This window comes from Nocardia sp. NBC_00508 (assembly GCF_036346875.1).
Classification (GTDB): domain Bacteria; phylum Actinomycetota; class Actinomycetes; order Mycobacteriales; family Mycobacteriaceae; genus Nocardia.
In genome coordinates this window covers 201,749-218,885 of the sequence record NZ_CP107852.1, presented here as the reverse complement: position 1 = coordinate 218,885, position 17,137 = coordinate 201,749, and the positions used below count along the sequence as shown (strand labels likewise).

The following is a 17,137-nucleotide window of genomic DNA, read 5'->3' as shown; positions in this document are numbered from 1 at the left end:
CGCGGGCACAGCTGACCGCAGCGGCGCGCGACATAGGCCATGGGCGGGCCCACGGAGGTGCAGATGGCGGCCGGTCGGGTGCCCAGAGGTCGACTGGTGCGCGGGAGTCGGGTGGGCCGGCTGGTCGCGGGGCAGGCTGTGCGTGGGGTCGGGACTCGGTTGTCGATGATCGGTCGGCCCGACGAAGCCCGGCAAATACTCGCCGAGCGGTCCGCTCTGCAAGCCGCGCAGCAAATGGTCACTGTGCTCGGCGGCATGAAAGGTGCGGCGATGAAGCTGGGGCAGATGCTGTCGGTTCTCGATGTCGACCTCGTCCCGGAATCACACCGTGAACTGTTTCGGGTCAAACTCGCCGAACTTCGAGATCGCGCCCCGGAGGTTCCGTTCAGGGCGATGCGGAAGGTCATCGAGGGTGATCTGGGGCCGATGTCGCGAGTGTTCGCCGATTTCGACGAGGTGCCGGTGGCCGCAGCCTCGATCGGCCAGGTGTATCGGGCGAGGTTGCACAACGGGCGCATGGTCGCGGTGAAGGTGAAATACCCCGGGGTGGACGAGGCCGTCCAGGCGGACATGCGCAACTTGCAGTTGTTCGCCAAGCTGTGGAGATCCGTGCTGCCCAGCGCGGCAGACGCCGCCGTGCTGGAAGAGATCGCCCGCAACATCGGCAGTGAACTCGACTACCTCCGTGAAGCGCGGACCCAGCATGCAGTCGCGTCCCGCTTCCACGATCATCCTTTCATCACCGTCCCCGACAGCATCGGAGAACACTGCGCGCACCACGTTCTCGTGACAGACTTCGTCGAAGGGAAGTCCTTCCAAGAGATTCAGGCTTTGCCCGGGACCGACCGCGATCGGATCGGTGAGCTGATCTACCGCTTCTACATCAATTCGATCTTCTCCGACTACGAGTTCTGCGGCGACCCACATCCCGGCAACATCCTTCTGCACAGGGACGGTCGCCTCGCCTTCGTGGATTTCGGGCTCTATCACCGGATCAATCCCGCCGACGCCGAATTCGAGCGTGCGTCCCTGCTGGCCGCCGGTGAACACCGGGCCTGGGATCTGTACCAGGCGTGGGTCGGACGCGGCATCATCGACCGGGACGCGGGCGTCACCCCGCAGGAATGCCTGGAATACGTGTGGGCCGCCTCGGGTTGGCATTTGCTCGACGAGGAGATCGCGATCACCCCCGAACTCGCCACCGGGGCAGTGGTGCTCGCCGTCGACCCGAGGGCGGCCGAATTCCGGGGTGTACGGCATCAGCGGCTGCCGGCCGAGCACGTGTTCTCGAGGCGCGCGGACCTGTTCACCTTCGCGGCGCTCGGTCAGCTCGAGACGACCAACAATTGGCATCGACTGGCCCGTGAGTGGCTTTACGGCGAGCCTCCGGCAACCGATATCGGGCGGGCGACGGCGCGGTGGCGAGCCGGGCGACTGTGGGGTCCACCTTCCCGCTGCTGACCAGGTCATCACCGCGCTACGGAGAAGTTGACCGGCCTCTCGATTCATCTTCGCTGATGTTCCTGGCGGGCAATGCGCATTGGCCTGACTGCCGTGGCGTTGATCAGACGGAGTGGCGCTGGACCGCTGACAGCGACCGTGTCAGGCTGTCAGGCGGTTCTTCGTCACCGGACGCGGGTCGACTTCCGCACGTCTCAGTACCGCCGCGGCCGAGTCGAGCGTGCTGTCCTGCGCGAGGATGCTCTCGTAGAGGCGCGATAGCGCGCGGCCGGGTTCGACCCCGAGCTCAGTATCCAGTCGCTGTCTGGTCCGATGGAACAGATGCAGGGCCTCGGACTGACGGCCGGTGCGGTAGAGCGCCAGCATCAGCAGTCCACACAGGTGCTCGCGCGACGGGTCGGCCGCGACGAGCCGTTGCAGTTCGACGATGGCCTGGCGGTTGTTACCGAGCAACAGATGCGCGCTGACCAGATCCTCCCAGGCCAGGATGCGCTGCTCCTCGAGGAAGGCGGCGGCGGATCGGCATCGTTCGCCGGCGTGGGTGTTCAGCAGTGCCGGCCCGCGCCACAGCCGCAGTCCCTGCTGCAGTGACCGCAGCGCGCGCACCGGATCGACGGCCAGGTCGCTGAATCCACGCGTGGTGTAATCGAGGAATCTGTTGGCGTCCACGGCATCGCGTGGAATGTCGAGCACGTAGCCGTTCTGCACCGCGCGCAACTCAATCGGTTCTCCGATCCCGTCCGTGCACTTCTCCATTGTCTTTCGGATGCGCGTCGCCTGCGCCTGAATTGCGTTTCGTGGATTCTTGAGCAGCTCGCCCGGCCACAATTCTTCGGTGAGCTCGTTGTAGTAGACGGTGTTCCCGGCCTTGAGGGCGAGAACGGCCAGCATCGATCGGATCTTGCCGGCCCGCAATTCTGTGCGGCTGTCGGCGGTGACGAGGGAAATGGACCCGAGTATATCGATGTGGACGGCGCCGGTGTGCCGCACATCGTCCCGTGCGGTGGTGGCGGGTGCGTCCCAGGACAGGCTGAGCGCCATTGGCGAACCTCTCTTACTCGACATTTCCCCTGGTGAGAACGATGCTAATTACGGGTCACAACTATCGCACAGAGGGCATTGTGGTTATTTGTCACCATTGTCGCAGCGTCGGAATGTGGCCACACGACACCGGGCGGTGTGTCAGTAGCTCGTCAGTGGTTTCGTCAGCGTTGTGGGTCAAGGTCGGATTGTTTATGAGACATCCGTAGCCGCTGACTGCGATATTGGAGTAGTTGTGACAGCACAAGCTTTCCTGCTGGAGTGCATCGCCGATTCGTGGCTGGATGGAAAAAGTGAAGGACTGTCCGCGGACACGCCGCTGCTGGAACTGAACATCATCTCTTCTGCCGAAGTATTCGATTTGGTGCATGCCATTCAGGCGGAATTCGGGATTGTCATTCCGCTCCAGGAGGTCAGGCCGGAGAATTTCCGGTCCGTCGCGGTTATCGCGGACCTGATCGAGCGCTTTCGCAGGAAGTAGGGGACATTCGATGGCTGAAACGACAGCGGCGGTGGATTCGGTGTCCGAGGTGGTCATCGCGACGGCCATGCGGCATACACATTACCGGCGCGACCAACTCGATCCAACGGCCGATCTCGAGGGCGAGCTGGGTATCGACTCGGTTGTGCTCGTCGCGATTATCGGGGACGCGGCGAAGCAATTGGCCCTGCCCGCCAATCTCACCTCCGATATCTCGGTCACCACCCTGGGCGCGCTGATCGGGGAACTGGAAACCTACGCCGACCGTGCGGCCACCGACGCGGCGCCGCCGGACCCCCGCACGTTCGCCGAGCTGGAGCTGGCGATCGGCGAGGTGGATCCGATCGGGCCTGCCGGAATCACGGCCTGGGATGGTCGCTCGATGCGCGACTTCCTGGTCAGCGACGAACGTGACCTGTTCGCCAAGGCTGCGGAGTTCGCCGCGCATCGCCGTGATCGCGAAGCCGAGCGCCTGTACTGGTATGGCATGCCGCTGCGGTCGCGGTGCACCAACCGGGCCCGGATCTACGACGAAATCTCCGGTCGCACTCGCGAATTCCTGATGTTCGGCTCGAACAACTATCTCGGCCTGGCCAACCATCCGCAGGTCGTCGACGCGATCTGCGCCGCCACCCGGGAATTCGGTGCCACCAATACCGGGTGCCGCATCATCGGCGGAACCAACTACCTGCACAAGGAACTCGAGCGTAGGCTCGCCGCCTTCAAAGGGCGCGAGGCCGCCATCGTGTACCCGGGCGGCTACGCCGCCAACCTGGGCGCGATCTCGGCGCTGGTTAGGGCCAAGGATGCGGTCATCGTGGACAAGCTCAATCACATGAGCATCGTCGACGGCTGGAAACTATCCGGCGGGCTGCGCCGGATCTACCGCCACAACGATATGGCACACCTAGAGAGCGTCCTGGATCGGTGCGCCGAGCAGGCCAGGGGGATGCTGATCGTCACCGACGGCGTATTCAGCATGCACGGCGATATCTGCGAGCTGCCGGAGATCGTCCGGTTGGCCCGGTCCTACGGTGCGCGGGTGCTGGTCGACGACGCGCACGCCACCGGGGTCCTCGGCGCCCGGGGCACGGGCACCGCCGAGCACTTCGGCCTGAAGGGTGAGGTCGATCTGGAACTCGGCACGATGAGCAAGACCCTGGCGGGAATGGGCGGCTTCGTCGTCGGCGACGAGGAGGTGATCGATTACCTGCGCTTCTACTCCAACTCGTATGTGTTCGCCGCGACCATCCCGGCCGGTGTCGCGGCGGGACTGATCGCCTCTATCGACGTGATGGAGCGCGAGCCCGAGCGAATCACTGTGCTGTGGAACAATATTCGCAGCCTGATCGGATACCTCACCGATGCCGGATTCGACCTGGAACGTACTCGGAGCGCGATCTTGCCGATCGTCGTCCGCGACGAGCGCCAGGCCATGGAGATGGGCCGAGCGGTCCGCGCGCGCGGATTGTTCTGCCAGACAGTGGTTTTCCCCGGCGTCCCGCTCGGCGAGGCCCGGCTGCGCGTCAGCGTCACCTCCGAGCACACGCCGGAGGATCTGGCCCTGGCGGCCCAGATCTTCATCGACGCGGGCCGGGAAACCGGGGTACTGCCGTGAGCGACCGCGTCATCTGCCTGCCGGATATCGATTCCGACGAGCACGCGGCTCGTCCGGCGCTGCTCGGGCGGACCACGCTCACCTACGGTGAGCTGGCCACCGCGGTGAACGCGGTGGCGCACCGGCTGCGCGAACTCGGTGCCGCGCGGGGTGATCGCGTGGTCATCTGGATGGACAAACGCCCGGAGTACGTCCAGACGATGCTGGGTGCGCTGCACCGCGGGTGTGCGTATGTCGCCGTCGACGGCGCGCACCCGGTGAGTCGGCTGACGACGATCGTCGAGGACACCGAACCGATCCTGCTCGTCACTGACGAGCGGCACCTGCCCCAACTCGCGAGCCTGGAACTGCCGGACTCGGTCCGCACCGTGGTGGTCGTCGACCGCGTCGGCGACGCTGTCGCGACGGTGCGGACGGTCAGCTGGTCGAACTTCGTCGCCGGCGCCGAGGCGATCCGGGTGCCGCGCGCGGCGATCACGCCGTCCAGCCTGGCCGCGATTCTCTACACTTCCGGGTCCACAGGGACGCCGAAGGGCGTGCAGATCTCCCATCGCAACCTTGGTGCGTTCATCGACTGGGCATGTGCCGAGCTGGCCGTGGGCGCCGCGGACGTTTTCGCCAACCATGCCTCGTTCAACTTCGACCTCAGCACATTCGACCTGTTCGTCGCCATATCGGTCGGCGCGGCGATGTGGATCATCGAGGACGAGCAAGCGCGTGATCCGGCGGCGCTGGCCGCCGGCATCCGCGAACACGGTGTCACCGTGTGGTATTCGGTGCCGTCGATCCTGACTCTACTGACCGCGTGCGGTGCGCTGGTGCCCGAGACCGTCCGCGGCCTGCGCTATGTGCTCTTCGCCGGTGAGGTATATCCGAAACCTCGACTGGCCGAACTCGCCCTGCTGCTGCACGAGCACACACAGCTCTACAACCTGTACGGACCCACCGAGACGAACGTGTGCACCTACCACCGGGTGACCGCCCAGGACCTGGCCTGTGACGAGCCGTTGCCGCTCGGGCTACCGGTCGGCGATGCCAAATTGCTGATCGTCGACGAGCACGGGCTGCCGATCGACGGGCCCGACGCATTCGGCGAGCTGGTGGTCGAAGGCGATTGCGTCACCCCAGGATATTGGCGGCGGGAGCGGGAACCTATGGCAGAGCAGCATCGGCAGCGCCGCCACCCGACCGGCGATCTCGTGAGTTGCGTCGACGGCCACATCATCTATCGCGGACGCAAGGACCGGATGGTGAAGCTGTCCGGGTACCGCACCGAACTCGGCGAGATCGAATCGGTGATTGTGCGGCACTCCTCGATCGACGAGGCGGCGGTGATCGTCGCCGCGGAAGGCTCGACCGCGCGGCTCGTGGTCTTCTATACGATCCGAGCCGGCGCGCCGGAGCCGACGCTCATCGAGTTGAAACGTCATTGTGCCGAGCACTTGCCTCGATACATGTTGCCGCGCAAGGCAATCCGCGTAAATGTGTTGCCGCGCAATGCCAACGGCAAGATCGACTATCGGTGTCTCGCCGGGTGAGCAAGGCTATGCCGACGGTGCCACTCGAACTCCGCACGCAACGGCCGGCACCGGACCCGAGTGGTCTGTGGTTCTCCGGTGTCGACGCACGACCGGTGGCTATCCGGCTGGTGTGCTTCGCCCACGCGGGCGGCGCACCGTCGGTTTTCCGGGACTGGCCGGATCATCTGGGCCCGGATGTCCATGTCGTTCCGCTATTGTTGCCCGGGCGCGGACTTCGCTTGTGGGAGCCGGCCTCGACCGATATCCGGGCGCTGGCGCGCGAGGTCGCCACGGCGCTGATCGGGCAGGGCTTCCTCGACCGCTACGCGTTCTTCGGGCACAGCATGGGCGCTCTGCTGGCGTACGAGGTGGCTTGCGTGCTGCGCGAGCGAGGTGCGCCCGCGCCCGCGCACCTGTTCGTCTCCGGCAGCCGGGCCCCGCATCTGTACGGGACTTCACTCGGCGCCGAACTGTCCGATGACGAGCTCCTGGCTTGGGTGCGCGAGCTGGGTGGACTACTGGGTTCCGGTGCGAGATCACAGTTCGATCGCCGACTTCCAACCCTGCGCGCGGACCTGCGTGCGTGCGAGACCTACCGGCCGCAACCCCGGCCGCCACTGGATTGTCCGCTGACCGTGTACTCCGCTGCGGGCGATCTCATCGCCGACGAGGAGCAGACCGGCCAGTGGCGTCGGTACACCACGGGCTCGATGCGCCGCGGGCATTTCCTCGGCGGTCATTTCTATCTCGTCGGCCCGCATCGGTTCAGCCTGCTCCGCCGACTGCGGGATGACCTCGCCGGCTACACCTCCACCCCCGGATCGACGGCCCCCACCGGCGATCGCCAAAGGATGCACCGATGAAATTCTCCACGCTGACCAAAGCGAATGCCGCAGGCAGCCTGCCGCTGCTGTTGTCGCTGGCCAGGAGCTTTGCCACCCCGCTGTACAGAGCGAGCTTTCTGGTCGCGGCGCTGGACCAGGGTGTGCTGCAACAACTCGCCGGCGGAGCGCGCGATGTCGGCGCCCTCGCCGACGCCGTCGGAATCATGGGTGACCGTCGGCTGTTGCGCGCCTGGCTGGATCTGGGCGTGCGGCTCGGCGAGCTCGGGATTTCCGACGGTCGCTATCGGTTGGCGAGCCGCCGGGCCAGAGCGCTGGCCCGGCCCCGCAACGACGCGGTCGCCGCGGCGCTGGAAGAGCTGGTGCGCTTCCATCTTCCGGTCCTGCTGAACGCGCCCGCCATGGTGCGCAGCGGCGCCAGGCTGACGATGTCGGATCAGGACGGCTCGATCATCGCCCGTTCCAGCCGGATCGTCCAGCCGTTCCTCGAGGAATCGGTTGAAAGCGTGCTGCCCCGCACCGGCCCGGTAAGCCTGTTGGAAATCGGTTGTGGCAGTGGGGTGTACGTGCGCCACGCCGCATCGCTCAATCCCGAGCTGACCGCCGTCGCCATCGACTATCAGGCCGAGGTCGCCGCGGCGGCCGCCGCCAATCTGGCGCAGTGGGGATTGGCGGATCGCGTCGAGGTCAGGCGAGCCGATGTGCGGGAGTTTTCCTGCTCGGAACTGTTCGACATCGTCACGATGCACAACAACATCTACTACTTCGCGGCGGACGAACGCACCGAGCTGCTCGCGCGCGTGCGGTCGCTGCTGAAACCCGATGGGCGACTTCTGCTCACCAGCGCGTGCAAGGGCGGAAATCTCAGCACCGAAGTGCTGGGTCTGTGGTTCGAGTTCGCCGACTTCGGCGGCCCGCTGCCCGATTCCGCCGAACTGGCCCAGCAGTTCGAGGACGCGGGCTTCGTCGATGTCGAGGTGCGCCGCCTGATTCCCGGTGAGCAGTTCTGCTCGTTCGTCGGCCGCAATCCGTCCTCATCGAACACCGACGCCGAGGAGCGCCTGTCATGACTGCCACCCGCCAGACCGCGCATGACATGATCGTCGTACTCGGCGAACCGGTGGCCGCAGACCCGGAATCGCTGGGCGGCAAAGGAGCTCGCCTCGATGAAATGACGCGGGCCGGGCTGCCGGTGCCGCCGGCCTTTTGCCTCACCACCGAATTGTTCGATCGTTTCCGGCGCGAGATCGGCCTCGATGCCCAAGCCCTGGCGGGCGAGCCCGGCGCCGTCAGATCCCGGGTGCTGACCGCCGAGATTCCCGCGGATATCAGCGACGCCATCCTCGACGCCTATGCGGCACTCGGCGCGCGGCGGGTCGCGGTGCGGTCCTCGGCCTGCCGCGAGGATTCGGCCGCGCAGTCCTTCGCCGGACAACATGACACCGTGCTGAACATCTCCAGCGCCGCAGGGGTTCTCGATGCTGTCAAGGCGTGCTGGGCCTCGCTGTGGTCGGACCGGGCGGCCGTCTACCGCGGCGCCGCCGATGCCGGATCAATCGCCGTGGTGATCCAGCAGATGGTCCAGGCAGAGGCTGCCGGTGTGCTGTTCACCCGGGACCCGATCAGCGGGCGCACCGACCGCTTCGTGGTGGATGCGGTCTGGGGCCTCGGCGAGGGACTCGTTTCGGGACGGGTGAGCGCCGACTCGTTCACGGTGGATCCGGCCGGGTCACGCGTGACCGACCAGAACGTCCGCTATAAGGTCGCCATGACTGTGTCGGTGGCACCGGGCATCGTGGAGCTGGTCAAGGTGCCCGAGGAGCTGCGCGGCGTCGCTTGCCTGTCGCAGGAGCAACTGACCGGGCTCGCCGCACTGGCGGTGCTGGTGCGCGAGCGGTACGGCGCCGAGCAGGACATCGAATGGGCGGTAGAGGGCGGTGCGCTGTATCTGCTGCAGACCCGTCCCATCACTGTGGCGCCACCGCAGCCCATGCGCCGCAGCCCCTACCGGGATCCCCAGCCCGAAGCCGTGCAGCAGGGCACCCTGTGGTCGCGGATGGACATCGGTGAGATCTTCACCGGAGTCATGACACCGCTGGGCATTTCGTTCGCCGAGTACTACCAGTACAACGTGCACAGCGATTGTGTGCGGGCGACCGGTGTACGCGATACCGGCGACATCACCGTGCAGATGGGGTACCTCCAGGGTTATGTCTACCTGAACATCTCCTACACCAGCTACCTGCTCAGCCAGAGCCTCGGGACCAAGGACGAGAAGCGCATCGCCGCGCGCTTCGCTAGCGAGGACGTCGACCAGGCCGCCTACCGGAATCCCTTCGGCAGCTACCGGACCGGTATCCCCACCGCCAAATCGACGGCGTTCTGGGGAAAGGCGACCGTGACCGAGCTGCGAGATATGCGCAAGCGCGCCCGCCGGATGGTCACCGCGCGGGTGCGCGAGTTCGACCGGGCCCGCGGCCTCGACCTGACCGCGCTCGACCGCCGCGCCCTGCACACCGAAATGCAGCGCCGCCTGACGTTCTTCCATGATATGCATGTCGGCTACATGCCGTACTTCATCAACGCGTTCACGCTCTACGGCGCGCTCGAGATGATGTGCGGCACCTGGCTCGGCGCGGCGGGGGAGCGGTTGCAGAACCGCTTGAAGACAGACATGTCGAACCTGCGTACTGTCGCGTCCGCGCGCGAAGTCTGGGAGCTCGCCCAAATCGTGCGCCAGCGCCCAAGGGTGCATCGGATCATGACGTCCGGTTCCGTCGCGGACGTCGTCGAACGCCTGCGCGCCGACCAGGTGGGCCGGGTGTTCTGGAAGGCGCATATGGAGCCGTTCCTGCGGGAGAACGGCGCGCGGGCGCAGCAGGAGATGGAGCTCACCCATCCGCGCTGGATCGACGATCTGTCGTACGTGGTCAAGATGATTCGCCGCTACGCCGAGGATGGGTTCTGCTTCGACGACGCCATCGAATCCACCACCGACCCCCGCGCCGACGAGACGGACGCGGCCATGAGACGGCTGCCGCGGACCAAACGCCGCGCGCTGAAATCCGTGATCTCGCTATATGAGAAGTGCAGCTCCCTGCGCGAGATCGCCCGGATGTCGATGATCACGTCGGTGTGGCTGGTTCGCGAGGTCGTCTACGAGGTGGGCGTCCGGTTGGCCGCGGCGGGGGTGTTGCGCTCGCTCGACGAGGTCGCCTACCTCGACTTCACCGATATCCTGCGCTACCTGGCCGGCGAGGACGATCCGCATGAGATCTTCCCTCGCACAGCGATCGACGAGGCCCGCCGCACCTTTCAGAACTATGCCCGGTTGCCCGCGCCGCCAATGAGTTTCGTCGGCGAATGGGACCCCGGCCAGGCCGTGCGGCCTACCCCGGATGGTGTCGGCCTCGAAGGACTCGGCACCAGCCCCGGCACCGCCATCGGGCGCGCCCGCGTCGTGGAGGACCTGGCCTGGCAGGCCGACGAATTACAGGTCGGCGAGATCCTGGTGACGCGGTACACCGACTCCTCCTGGACCCCGCTGTTCGCCATCGCAGGCGGCATCGTCACCGATATCGGTTCGATGCTGTCGCACTCCGCGATCGTGTCGCGCGAATTCCGGCTGCCGTCGGTCGTCAACACCAAACATGCGACCACCGTGATCAAAACCGGCGACCTGATCATGGTCGACGGCGACCGCGGTGTGGTCGAAATCGTCGAGGAGTGAGACGGCCATGCGGAACGAGCCCATAGCGATTGTCGCAATGGCGGGCCTCTACCCAGGGGCCCGTGACATAGAGGCGCTCTGGCAGCTGCTCGTCGCCGCCGAACCGGCCACAGCGCCTCCGGGTTTGGACGACCTGGACATCGACATCGCCGCATTCCGTATCCCGCCGGTCCAGCGCGGCTCGATGAGCAGGATGCAAATACTCATGGTGGAGGCCGCTGGGCAGTGCCTCGCCGATGCCGGATATCCGGACCGTCCGCTGCCGAGCGAACGCACTGATGTCGTGGTGGGCACATGTTTCGGGCTCGACCGCCAGTACAAGAACGCGCTGCGAATCGAAAGCGCCCGCTACGCCCGGGAACTCGAGCGGGCAGCGGCGGCCGACCACGACGATCGGGTCCGCCGCGTCGCCGGTCGGTTCACCGGCGAGTTCCGCACCCGCCTCGCACATCGCCTCGGCGCCTCGCGCCACGATCGGGTCGGCGAGATGGCGAGCACGATCCCGGCGCGCATCGCGGCGACCTTCCAGCTGCTCGGCCGCACGATCGCACTGGAATCCGCCGACGCGACCTCGTTCGTGGCACTGGACACCGCGATGACCAACCTGCGCGCGGGCGCCTCCGACGCGGTGCTGGTGGTGACGGGTCAGCGCAGGGAAGGCTCGCTGATCGAAGAAGCCCTGGCCGCAAAGGGTCTCACTACGAGCCAGGATGGGAGCTTCACGCTGTCCGACGGGGTCGGCGCGCTGCTGCTCAAACGGCAATCGACCGCCGTCGCCGATGGCGACCGCATCTACGCCTCGATTCTCGAGTGCGTCCTGCGCCATGAACCCCACCGTGGCGCCTTCCGATACTCGACGACGGCGGATGAGCGGTACCTGCTTGCCCAGCAGTGCCATCTGGCCAGCTCGGTGGACCCGGCGGCGGTGCGCTATGTCGAAAACGTAGGACCGGGGATCGCGGCCGTCGGGGCGGCCGACGTCAAGGGGTTGGGCCAGTTGCTCGGTGACGCCGCGCCGGCTTCGGTGGTTTTCGGTAGTGCCATCGATCGGCTTGGCCACACCTTCGCGAATGCGGGTCTTGCCGGTGTCACCAAAGCCGCGCTGGCGCTGTATCACCGCACAATGCCGCCTCAGCGCGCGGGGCTCGCCGACTCGCCGGGTGCGCAGTTCCGCATCGCTTCCAGCCGCGAAAGCTGGCCTGCCGAGCCGGAATCCGGGTCCAGGTACGCGGCCGTGTGTGGGTCCGCCTTGGGCGGCACGCTCAGCTATCTGCTGCTCGAAGGCCACCCCGCACCCAGATTCGTGACTGCTGCGCGCTCCCGCCCGGCAATGAGCGCCGAACCGATCGCGATCGTCGGGTTCGGCGGGGCCTTCGCCGGGTCCGCGGACGCGGCGAGCTTCTGGGCCAACAGCCGGTCCGGCCGCGGAGGAATCGGACCGGTACCCGGGACCGTGCTCGATCGCGACCTCTATTTCGCGCCCGGCGAAATCACGCTCACGCACAGCTATTCCGAGATCGGCGCGGCCATGCGGATACCGGATCGGCCACCGGCCGCGCTGCGCATCCCCCCGCGCCGCTACGCGGCGATGGACCCCGCACATCGCATCGCACTGTCGGTGGCCGGCGAGACGCTCACCCGGTACGGGCGGACGGCGGCGCTGCGCGATCGCACCGGTGTCGTGGCGATCGGGAGCACGCTGTGCCTGGCGACGGAGCGCAGGCGGGCCGGCGAGCGGTCGTTCCACGAACTGGAGTCCGCTACCGCCGATGTCGAGGCCTTCGCAGATCTGCCCGCAGCCGCTCGCGCCCGGATTCTCGAGCGGGCCCGCCGCGGCTACGCCCCTGGGGCGGAGCCGCTCGTGCCCGCGGACCTGGACGGCTGGCTCGCCAGCGGCGTGGCGGGTGTCATCGCGAGCGAGTACCAACTGCGCGCTGTCCCCGTGGCCGTCGAGGCCGCCTGTGCGTCGGCGCTGGCGGCGCTCGACCTTTCGGTCAGTGCCCTGCGGACGGGCCGCGTCGATTTCGCCCTCGCGGGGGGAGTCGAATTGGCCTGCACACCACGCGATCTGGTGCTCTGCTCGGCGCTCGGCCTGCTGTCGCATACCAGGATCACCCCGTTCGACAGCGAGGCCGACGGGTTCAGCCCCGGCGACGGCTGTGCGCTGTTCCTACTCAAACGCCACTCCGACGCACAGCGCGACGGTGACGAGATCTTCGGCCTGATCCGCGGCGTGGGCGCCGCCAACGACGCGAAATCGCTGATCGCGCCCTCCGTCGATGGCCAGATCAGAGCCATGCGGGCAGCTTTCGCGCAGGTGGACTACGAGCCCGCCGCAGTGGACTATCTCGAGGCACACGGAACTGGAACCCGCGTGGGGGATCGGGTCGAAATCGCCGCCACGGCCGCTGTTTACGCCGCACCGCAGCGTGCTCGCCCGCTGGTGATCGGCTCGGTGAAGGCATTGATCGGCCACACCTTCGCGGCAGCGGGCGGAGCCGGGTTGCTGCACGCGCTACAGGCCGTGCGCGCGGGCGTGTTTCCGCACAACACACACCTGACCACGATCAACCCCGATTTGCCATTGCACGACATCCCCGCGGTGCTGCCTCGGGCGTCGTCTCCGTGGCAGGCGGAATCGGGCAGGCCACGACGGGCGGGTGTGAGCTCCTTCGGCACCGGCGGCATCAACTATCACCTTCTCCTCCAAGAAGACGGGCAGGACTGAGCCAGATGAACTTCGATCTCCCCGCGGACACCGAGGCGATGTGCGCGGCGCTGACCGCATTCGCCCGCCGCGACCTGGGCGGCACCGGAACCTTTTCCCCACCGGACTTCCGGCGCCGCTGGCAGCTCGCTGGCAAACAGGGGATCCTCGGCGCGACCGTGCCCGAGGAGCACGGTGGTAGCGGCCTGGACGCCGTGTCGGCGGTCGCGCTGATGGAAGCCCTCGGGGTCGGCACCGCCGATACCGGATTCGGCTTCTCGGTGGCGGCACACCTGTTCGCCTGCCTGATGCCGATCGTCGAATTCGGCACGCCCGAGCAGCAGTCGCACTGGCTGCCGCGGTTGTGTTCCGGGGAATTGATCGCGGCGCACGCCATCACCGAACCCGAAGCCGGTTCCGATATCTTCGCCATGCGCACCACCGCCGAGCGGCGCGGTGAGGAGTATGTCCTCAACGGCGTCAAGGCATTCACTACGAACGCACCCGTCGCCGATGTGTTCATCGTGCAGGCTGTCACCACCCCCGGCGGCGGATACTTCGGGCTCACCACCTTCATCATCGAAGCCGGGACGCCGGGACTGCACACGGGCCCGGCCTATGACAAGGTCGGCCTGCGCGGTTCGCCGACGGGGGAGGTGCACCTGGACCACGTCCAAGTGCCTCTGGATTGCGTGCTCGGCAGCCCAGGTGCGGGCGCCGCGGTGTTCTCCGATTCCATGCAGTGGGAGCGCACCTGCCTGTTCGGCGTCTATCTCGGCGCCATGCGGCGGGTCCTCGACAGCACCATTGAATTCGCGAGTGAGCGTGTGCAATTCGGTGTGCCCATCGGCGAGTTCCAGGCGGTGAGCCATCGCATCGTCGACATGGTCATGCGGGTAGAGTCCGTGCGGTTGTTGCTGTTCAAGGCGGCCGCGGACCTGACCAGGGGCGGTAATGGCGAGATGTGGCCGGCGCTGGCGAAGATCGCGGTCAGCGAGGCGGCGGTGCAAGTTGGCCTGGACGCCATCGGGGTGCACGGCGGCCTCGGCATCACCGATGGCGCAGCCGAAACGCTGCTCCGCGATGCGCTGCCGTCACGAATCTTTTCCGGCACCAATGAGATTCAGAAGAACAATATCGCGCGCGCACTGGGACTCGGTCGGCGCGGGCCGGTCCGGGGGCGCTGAAAGGGGAGACCAGCCATGCAGGTCATCGTTCATCTCATTCAGCTTCATCCCGGCGTCGACCCAGCTGCCTTCGAATCATGGGTCCGAACAACCGATTACGCCACCTGTCCCCAACTGCCCAGTGTCCGTGCCTTCAGCGTGCAGCGCGCGGCCCAGTCCGCGGGTGAACCCTGGCACTATTTCGAGATCATCCAGGTGACCAGCCACACCGACTTCGAAGCCGATATGCGCACTCCGGCCTTCGCCGGCCTGGTGAGTGCCTTCGACACGATGGCGTCGGTGGTGCAGGAGTTCGCCGGGGTACGGCTGGACCCCGGCTACGCGGCTACCTGATTCCATCTCAGCGTTTTTCAGCTCGCATCGACAGCATCCTGCGTCCGCCTCCCGACACGGGGGAGCACGCGGTCCAGGCCGGCGGGCAGCCACCAGTTCCAGTCACCGAACAGCTTGATCAGCGCGGGCACCAGCACGAGGCGCACCAGGGTCGCATCTATGGCGATGGCGATGGCGAGCGAGAAACCGAACTGCTTCAGCTCCGGGACCGGGGCGATGAGAAAGCTACCGAAGACCGCGACCATGATCGCCGCCGCCGCGGTGATCGGGCGTGCGGTGTGCTCGATGCCGACGGCTATGGCCGAATCGGTGTCGTGACTGTCTTCCCAGGCTTCCTGAATGCGGCGGATGAGGAAGACCTCGTAGTCCATCGACAATCCGAACAGCAGCACGAACACCGTGATGGGAATGTAGACCTGCAAGAACCCAGGGCTGGTGAAACCGAGAACTTCGGCGCCGTAACCCCATTGGAAGACCGCGACGGTGAGCCCGGTGGCCGCGGCGGTCGCGAGCAGATTCATCAGCACAGCTTTCACGGGCACGGCGATGCTGCGGAATATCACCAGCAGGAACAGCAGCGACATGCCGAGGACCAGCATGATGACCCAGGGCAGCTTCTGCGTGGTCTCGTCGGACAGATCGACGAAAGCCGCTGTCGCCCCGCCGACCAGAACCTGTGTATCCGGCATACCCCCGGCCAGGTCGTCGCGAATGTGGCGGACCAGGGCGATAGCTTCCCCCGAGTCGATGGCTACCTTCGGCACCACGTTGAGCAGAATTCGACCATCATTGCTCAGGGTTTCGATGTCACCGACGCGGTGATCCCCGGACAAGGTGGTCGCGAGGACATGGGCCTGCTGCCGGCCCGTGTTGTCGAGCGCGTCGTCGCCGGGCCCGGTGATGACAACCTGAACCGGGGACACCGCGCCGGGGGAGAACGAACGGTCGAGAACGAGCTGCGCCCGGGCCGTCGGCTGGTCGCCCATGGACGTGGTACCGAGATCGATGCCGTAGCGCAGGCTCCCGATCGGGAGCGCGGCGACCACCAGAATGGCCCCCGCCGCCGTCGCGAACAGGACCGGACGGCGCATCACCAGGTGCGCCCAGTGCGCCCACAGGCCTTGCGCGGCACCGGAGTCCGAGCGCGCATCGGCGGGGCGCCATTTCGGGGGCAACTGCCACTTGTTCACCCGAGGCCCGAGAACGGCCAGGACGGCGGGCAACAGCGTCAGCGCGGCGATCAGCGTGCAGATCACCGACACGAGGACGCCGGTGCCGACCTCCCGGAAGATCGGTGACTCCATGATGAAGAACGAACACACCGAAATGCCCACCACCACACCGGAAAACGCAATCGTGCGGCCCGAGGTGGCGATGGCGACCCCGGTGGCCTCGGCGATCGCCGCCGGGTCGCGTCCGGTGATCGCGCGCCGGGCGAGTTCTTCGCGGAACCGGCTGACGATGAACATCGCGTAATCGATGCCGATTCCGGTGCCGATCATCGTGACGATGGTGATCAGGAAGGCGTCGAAGGTCAGCCCGAAGCTGAGCAGGTAGAGCACACCGAAGGTGAGGGTGAGCCCGGCGATGGCGAGCAGCAGCGGCAACGCGGCGGCCAGCGCGGCGCCGAAGGCCAGCACCAGGATCACCAGCGCGAGAGGCAGGCCGATCGACTCGGCCTCGGTTGTCGCTGCGGTCTCCACCGCGGTGAGATCGTTCGTAATCGGCGAGAAGCCGGTCACATTCGCCGTCACGCCCGCCCCGGCGGCTCCGGCGACTGCCCGCTGTAAGGCGGCCGCGCGCGCGGGCAGCGAGCTCGCGTCACCCTCCAAGCCGACCAGCGCCAATGCCGCGTGCCCATCCTCGGATACCTGATTCTTCGCGATCGGATCGAACGGCCCGACCACGGTGACCACCCCGGTTTCGGCGCGGGCCGCCGCCAGCACGCGATCGACGACGGCCCGCCGGCCGGGATCGGCGACAGTGCCGTCCGGACTGTCGAACACAATGACGTCCTGCTCGTTACCCAGGCCGGAGAAATGCCGTTGGACCAGTGTCGAGGCTCGCGTCGACGCCGCTTGGTCCACCCCGTAGTTCGGGGCCTTCAGCTGGCCGGCCACGAGCGGGAAAACTGCGCCGCACGCGATCATCAGTACGACCCAGGCCGTGATGACCAAGCGGCGGTGGCGTGCCATCAGGGCACCCCAGTGGTGGCGT

At 66.8% G+C, this 17,137-nt stretch carries 12 protein-coding genes; 10 read left to right on the top strand and 2 right to left on the bottom strand.

Annotated elements, in window-relative coordinates:
* The first annotated feature begins 63 nt into the window (after positions 1 to 63).
* A complete protein-coding gene (locus OHA40_RS00875; protein ID WP_330231154.1) occupies positions 64 to 1,461 on the top strand; it encodes an ABC1 kinase family protein in 1,398 nt (465 codons plus the stop codon).
* 141 nt (positions 1,462 to 1,602) lie between these two features.
* On the opposite strand, the gene OHA40_RS00870 is transcribed toward OHA40_RS00875, so the two are convergent.
* A complete protein-coding gene (locus OHA40_RS00870) occupies positions 1,603 to 2,502 on the bottom strand; it encodes an AfsR/SARP family transcriptional regulator (protein ID WP_330231153.1) in 900 nt (299 codons plus the stop codon).
* Positions 2,503 to 2,737: 235 nt separating this feature from the next.
* Here OHA40_RS00870 and OHA40_RS00865 point away from each other — a divergent pair, with 235 nt between their 5' ends.
* The 9 genes from OHA40_RS00865 to OHA40_RS00825 are packed head-to-tail and all read left to right on the top strand — an operon-like array spanning position 2,738 to position 14,920.
* Positions 2,738 to 2,983: an acyl carrier protein gene (locus OHA40_RS00865; protein ID WP_330231152.1), complete on the top strand. Its 246-nt coding sequence runs from the start codon at positions 2,738 to 2,740 to the stop codon at positions 2,981 to 2,983.
* A 10-nt stretch (positions 2,984 to 2,993) separates the two neighbouring features.
* Positions 2,994 to 4,601: a pyridoxal phosphate-dependent aminotransferase family protein gene (locus tag OHA40_RS00860; RefSeq protein ID WP_330231151.1), complete on the top strand. Its 1,608-nt coding sequence runs from the start codon at positions 2,994 to 2,996 to the stop codon at positions 4,599 to 4,601.
* On the top strand, positions 4,598 to 6,139 hold the full coding sequence (locus tag OHA40_RS00855; protein ID WP_330231150.1) for an amino acid adenylation domain-containing protein: 1,542 nt from the start codon (positions 4,598 to 4,600) through the stop codon (positions 6,137 to 6,139). The genes OHA40_RS00860 and OHA40_RS00855 overlap by 4 nt, the downstream gene beginning before the upstream one ends.
* A 17-nt stretch (positions 6,140 to 6,156) precedes the next feature.
* A complete protein-coding gene (locus OHA40_RS00850; RefSeq protein ID WP_330231149.1) occupies positions 6,157 to 6,984 on the top strand; it encodes a thioesterase II family protein in 828 nt (275 codons plus the stop codon).
* The gene (locus OHA40_RS00845) at positions 6,981 to 8,033 is read left to right on the top strand and encodes an SAM-dependent methyltransferase (protein WP_330231148.1); all 1,053 of its coding nucleotides are present in this window, start codon (positions 6,981 to 6,983) and stop codon (positions 8,031 to 8,033) included. The genes OHA40_RS00850 and OHA40_RS00845 overlap by 4 nt, the downstream gene beginning before the upstream one ends.
* Complete coding sequence (locus OHA40_RS00840; RefSeq protein WP_330231147.1) at positions 8,030 to 10,693, top strand: PEP/pyruvate-binding domain-containing protein; 2,664 nt, start codon at positions 8,030 to 8,032, stop codon at positions 10,691 to 10,693. Before OHA40_RS00845 ends, OHA40_RS00840 begins: the two co-directional genes overlap by 4 nt.
* A gap of 7 nt (positions 10,694 to 10,700) precedes the next feature.
* Positions 10,701 to 13,421, top strand: coding sequence for a beta-ketoacyl [acyl carrier protein] synthase domain-containing protein (locus OHA40_RS00835; RefSeq protein ID WP_330231146.1), 2,721 nt, complete (start codon positions 10,701 to 10,703; stop codon positions 13,419 to 13,421).
* 5 nt (positions 13,422 to 13,426) lie between these two features.
* Complete coding sequence (gene redW, locus OHA40_RS00830) at positions 13,427 to 14,587, top strand: L-prolyl-[peptidyl-carrier protein] dehydrogenase (protein WP_330231145.1); 1,161 nt, start codon at positions 13,427 to 13,429, stop codon at positions 14,585 to 14,587.
* A gap of 15 nt (positions 14,588 to 14,602) precedes the next feature.
* Entirely contained in the window at positions 14,603 to 14,920 is a 318-nt protein-coding gene (locus tag OHA40_RS00825; protein ID WP_330231144.1) for a hypothetical protein, read from the top strand.
* Positions 14,921 to 14,937: 17 nt separating this feature from the next.
* Here the strand turns inward: OHA40_RS00825 and OHA40_RS00820 are convergent, their stop codons facing one another.
* Positions 14,938 to 17,115, bottom strand: a complete 2,178-nt coding sequence (locus OHA40_RS00820) for an MMPL family transporter (RefSeq protein ID WP_330231143.1) — start codon at positions 17,113 to 17,115, stop codon at positions 14,938 to 14,940.
* Positions 17,116 to 17,137 lie beyond the last annotated feature (22 nt).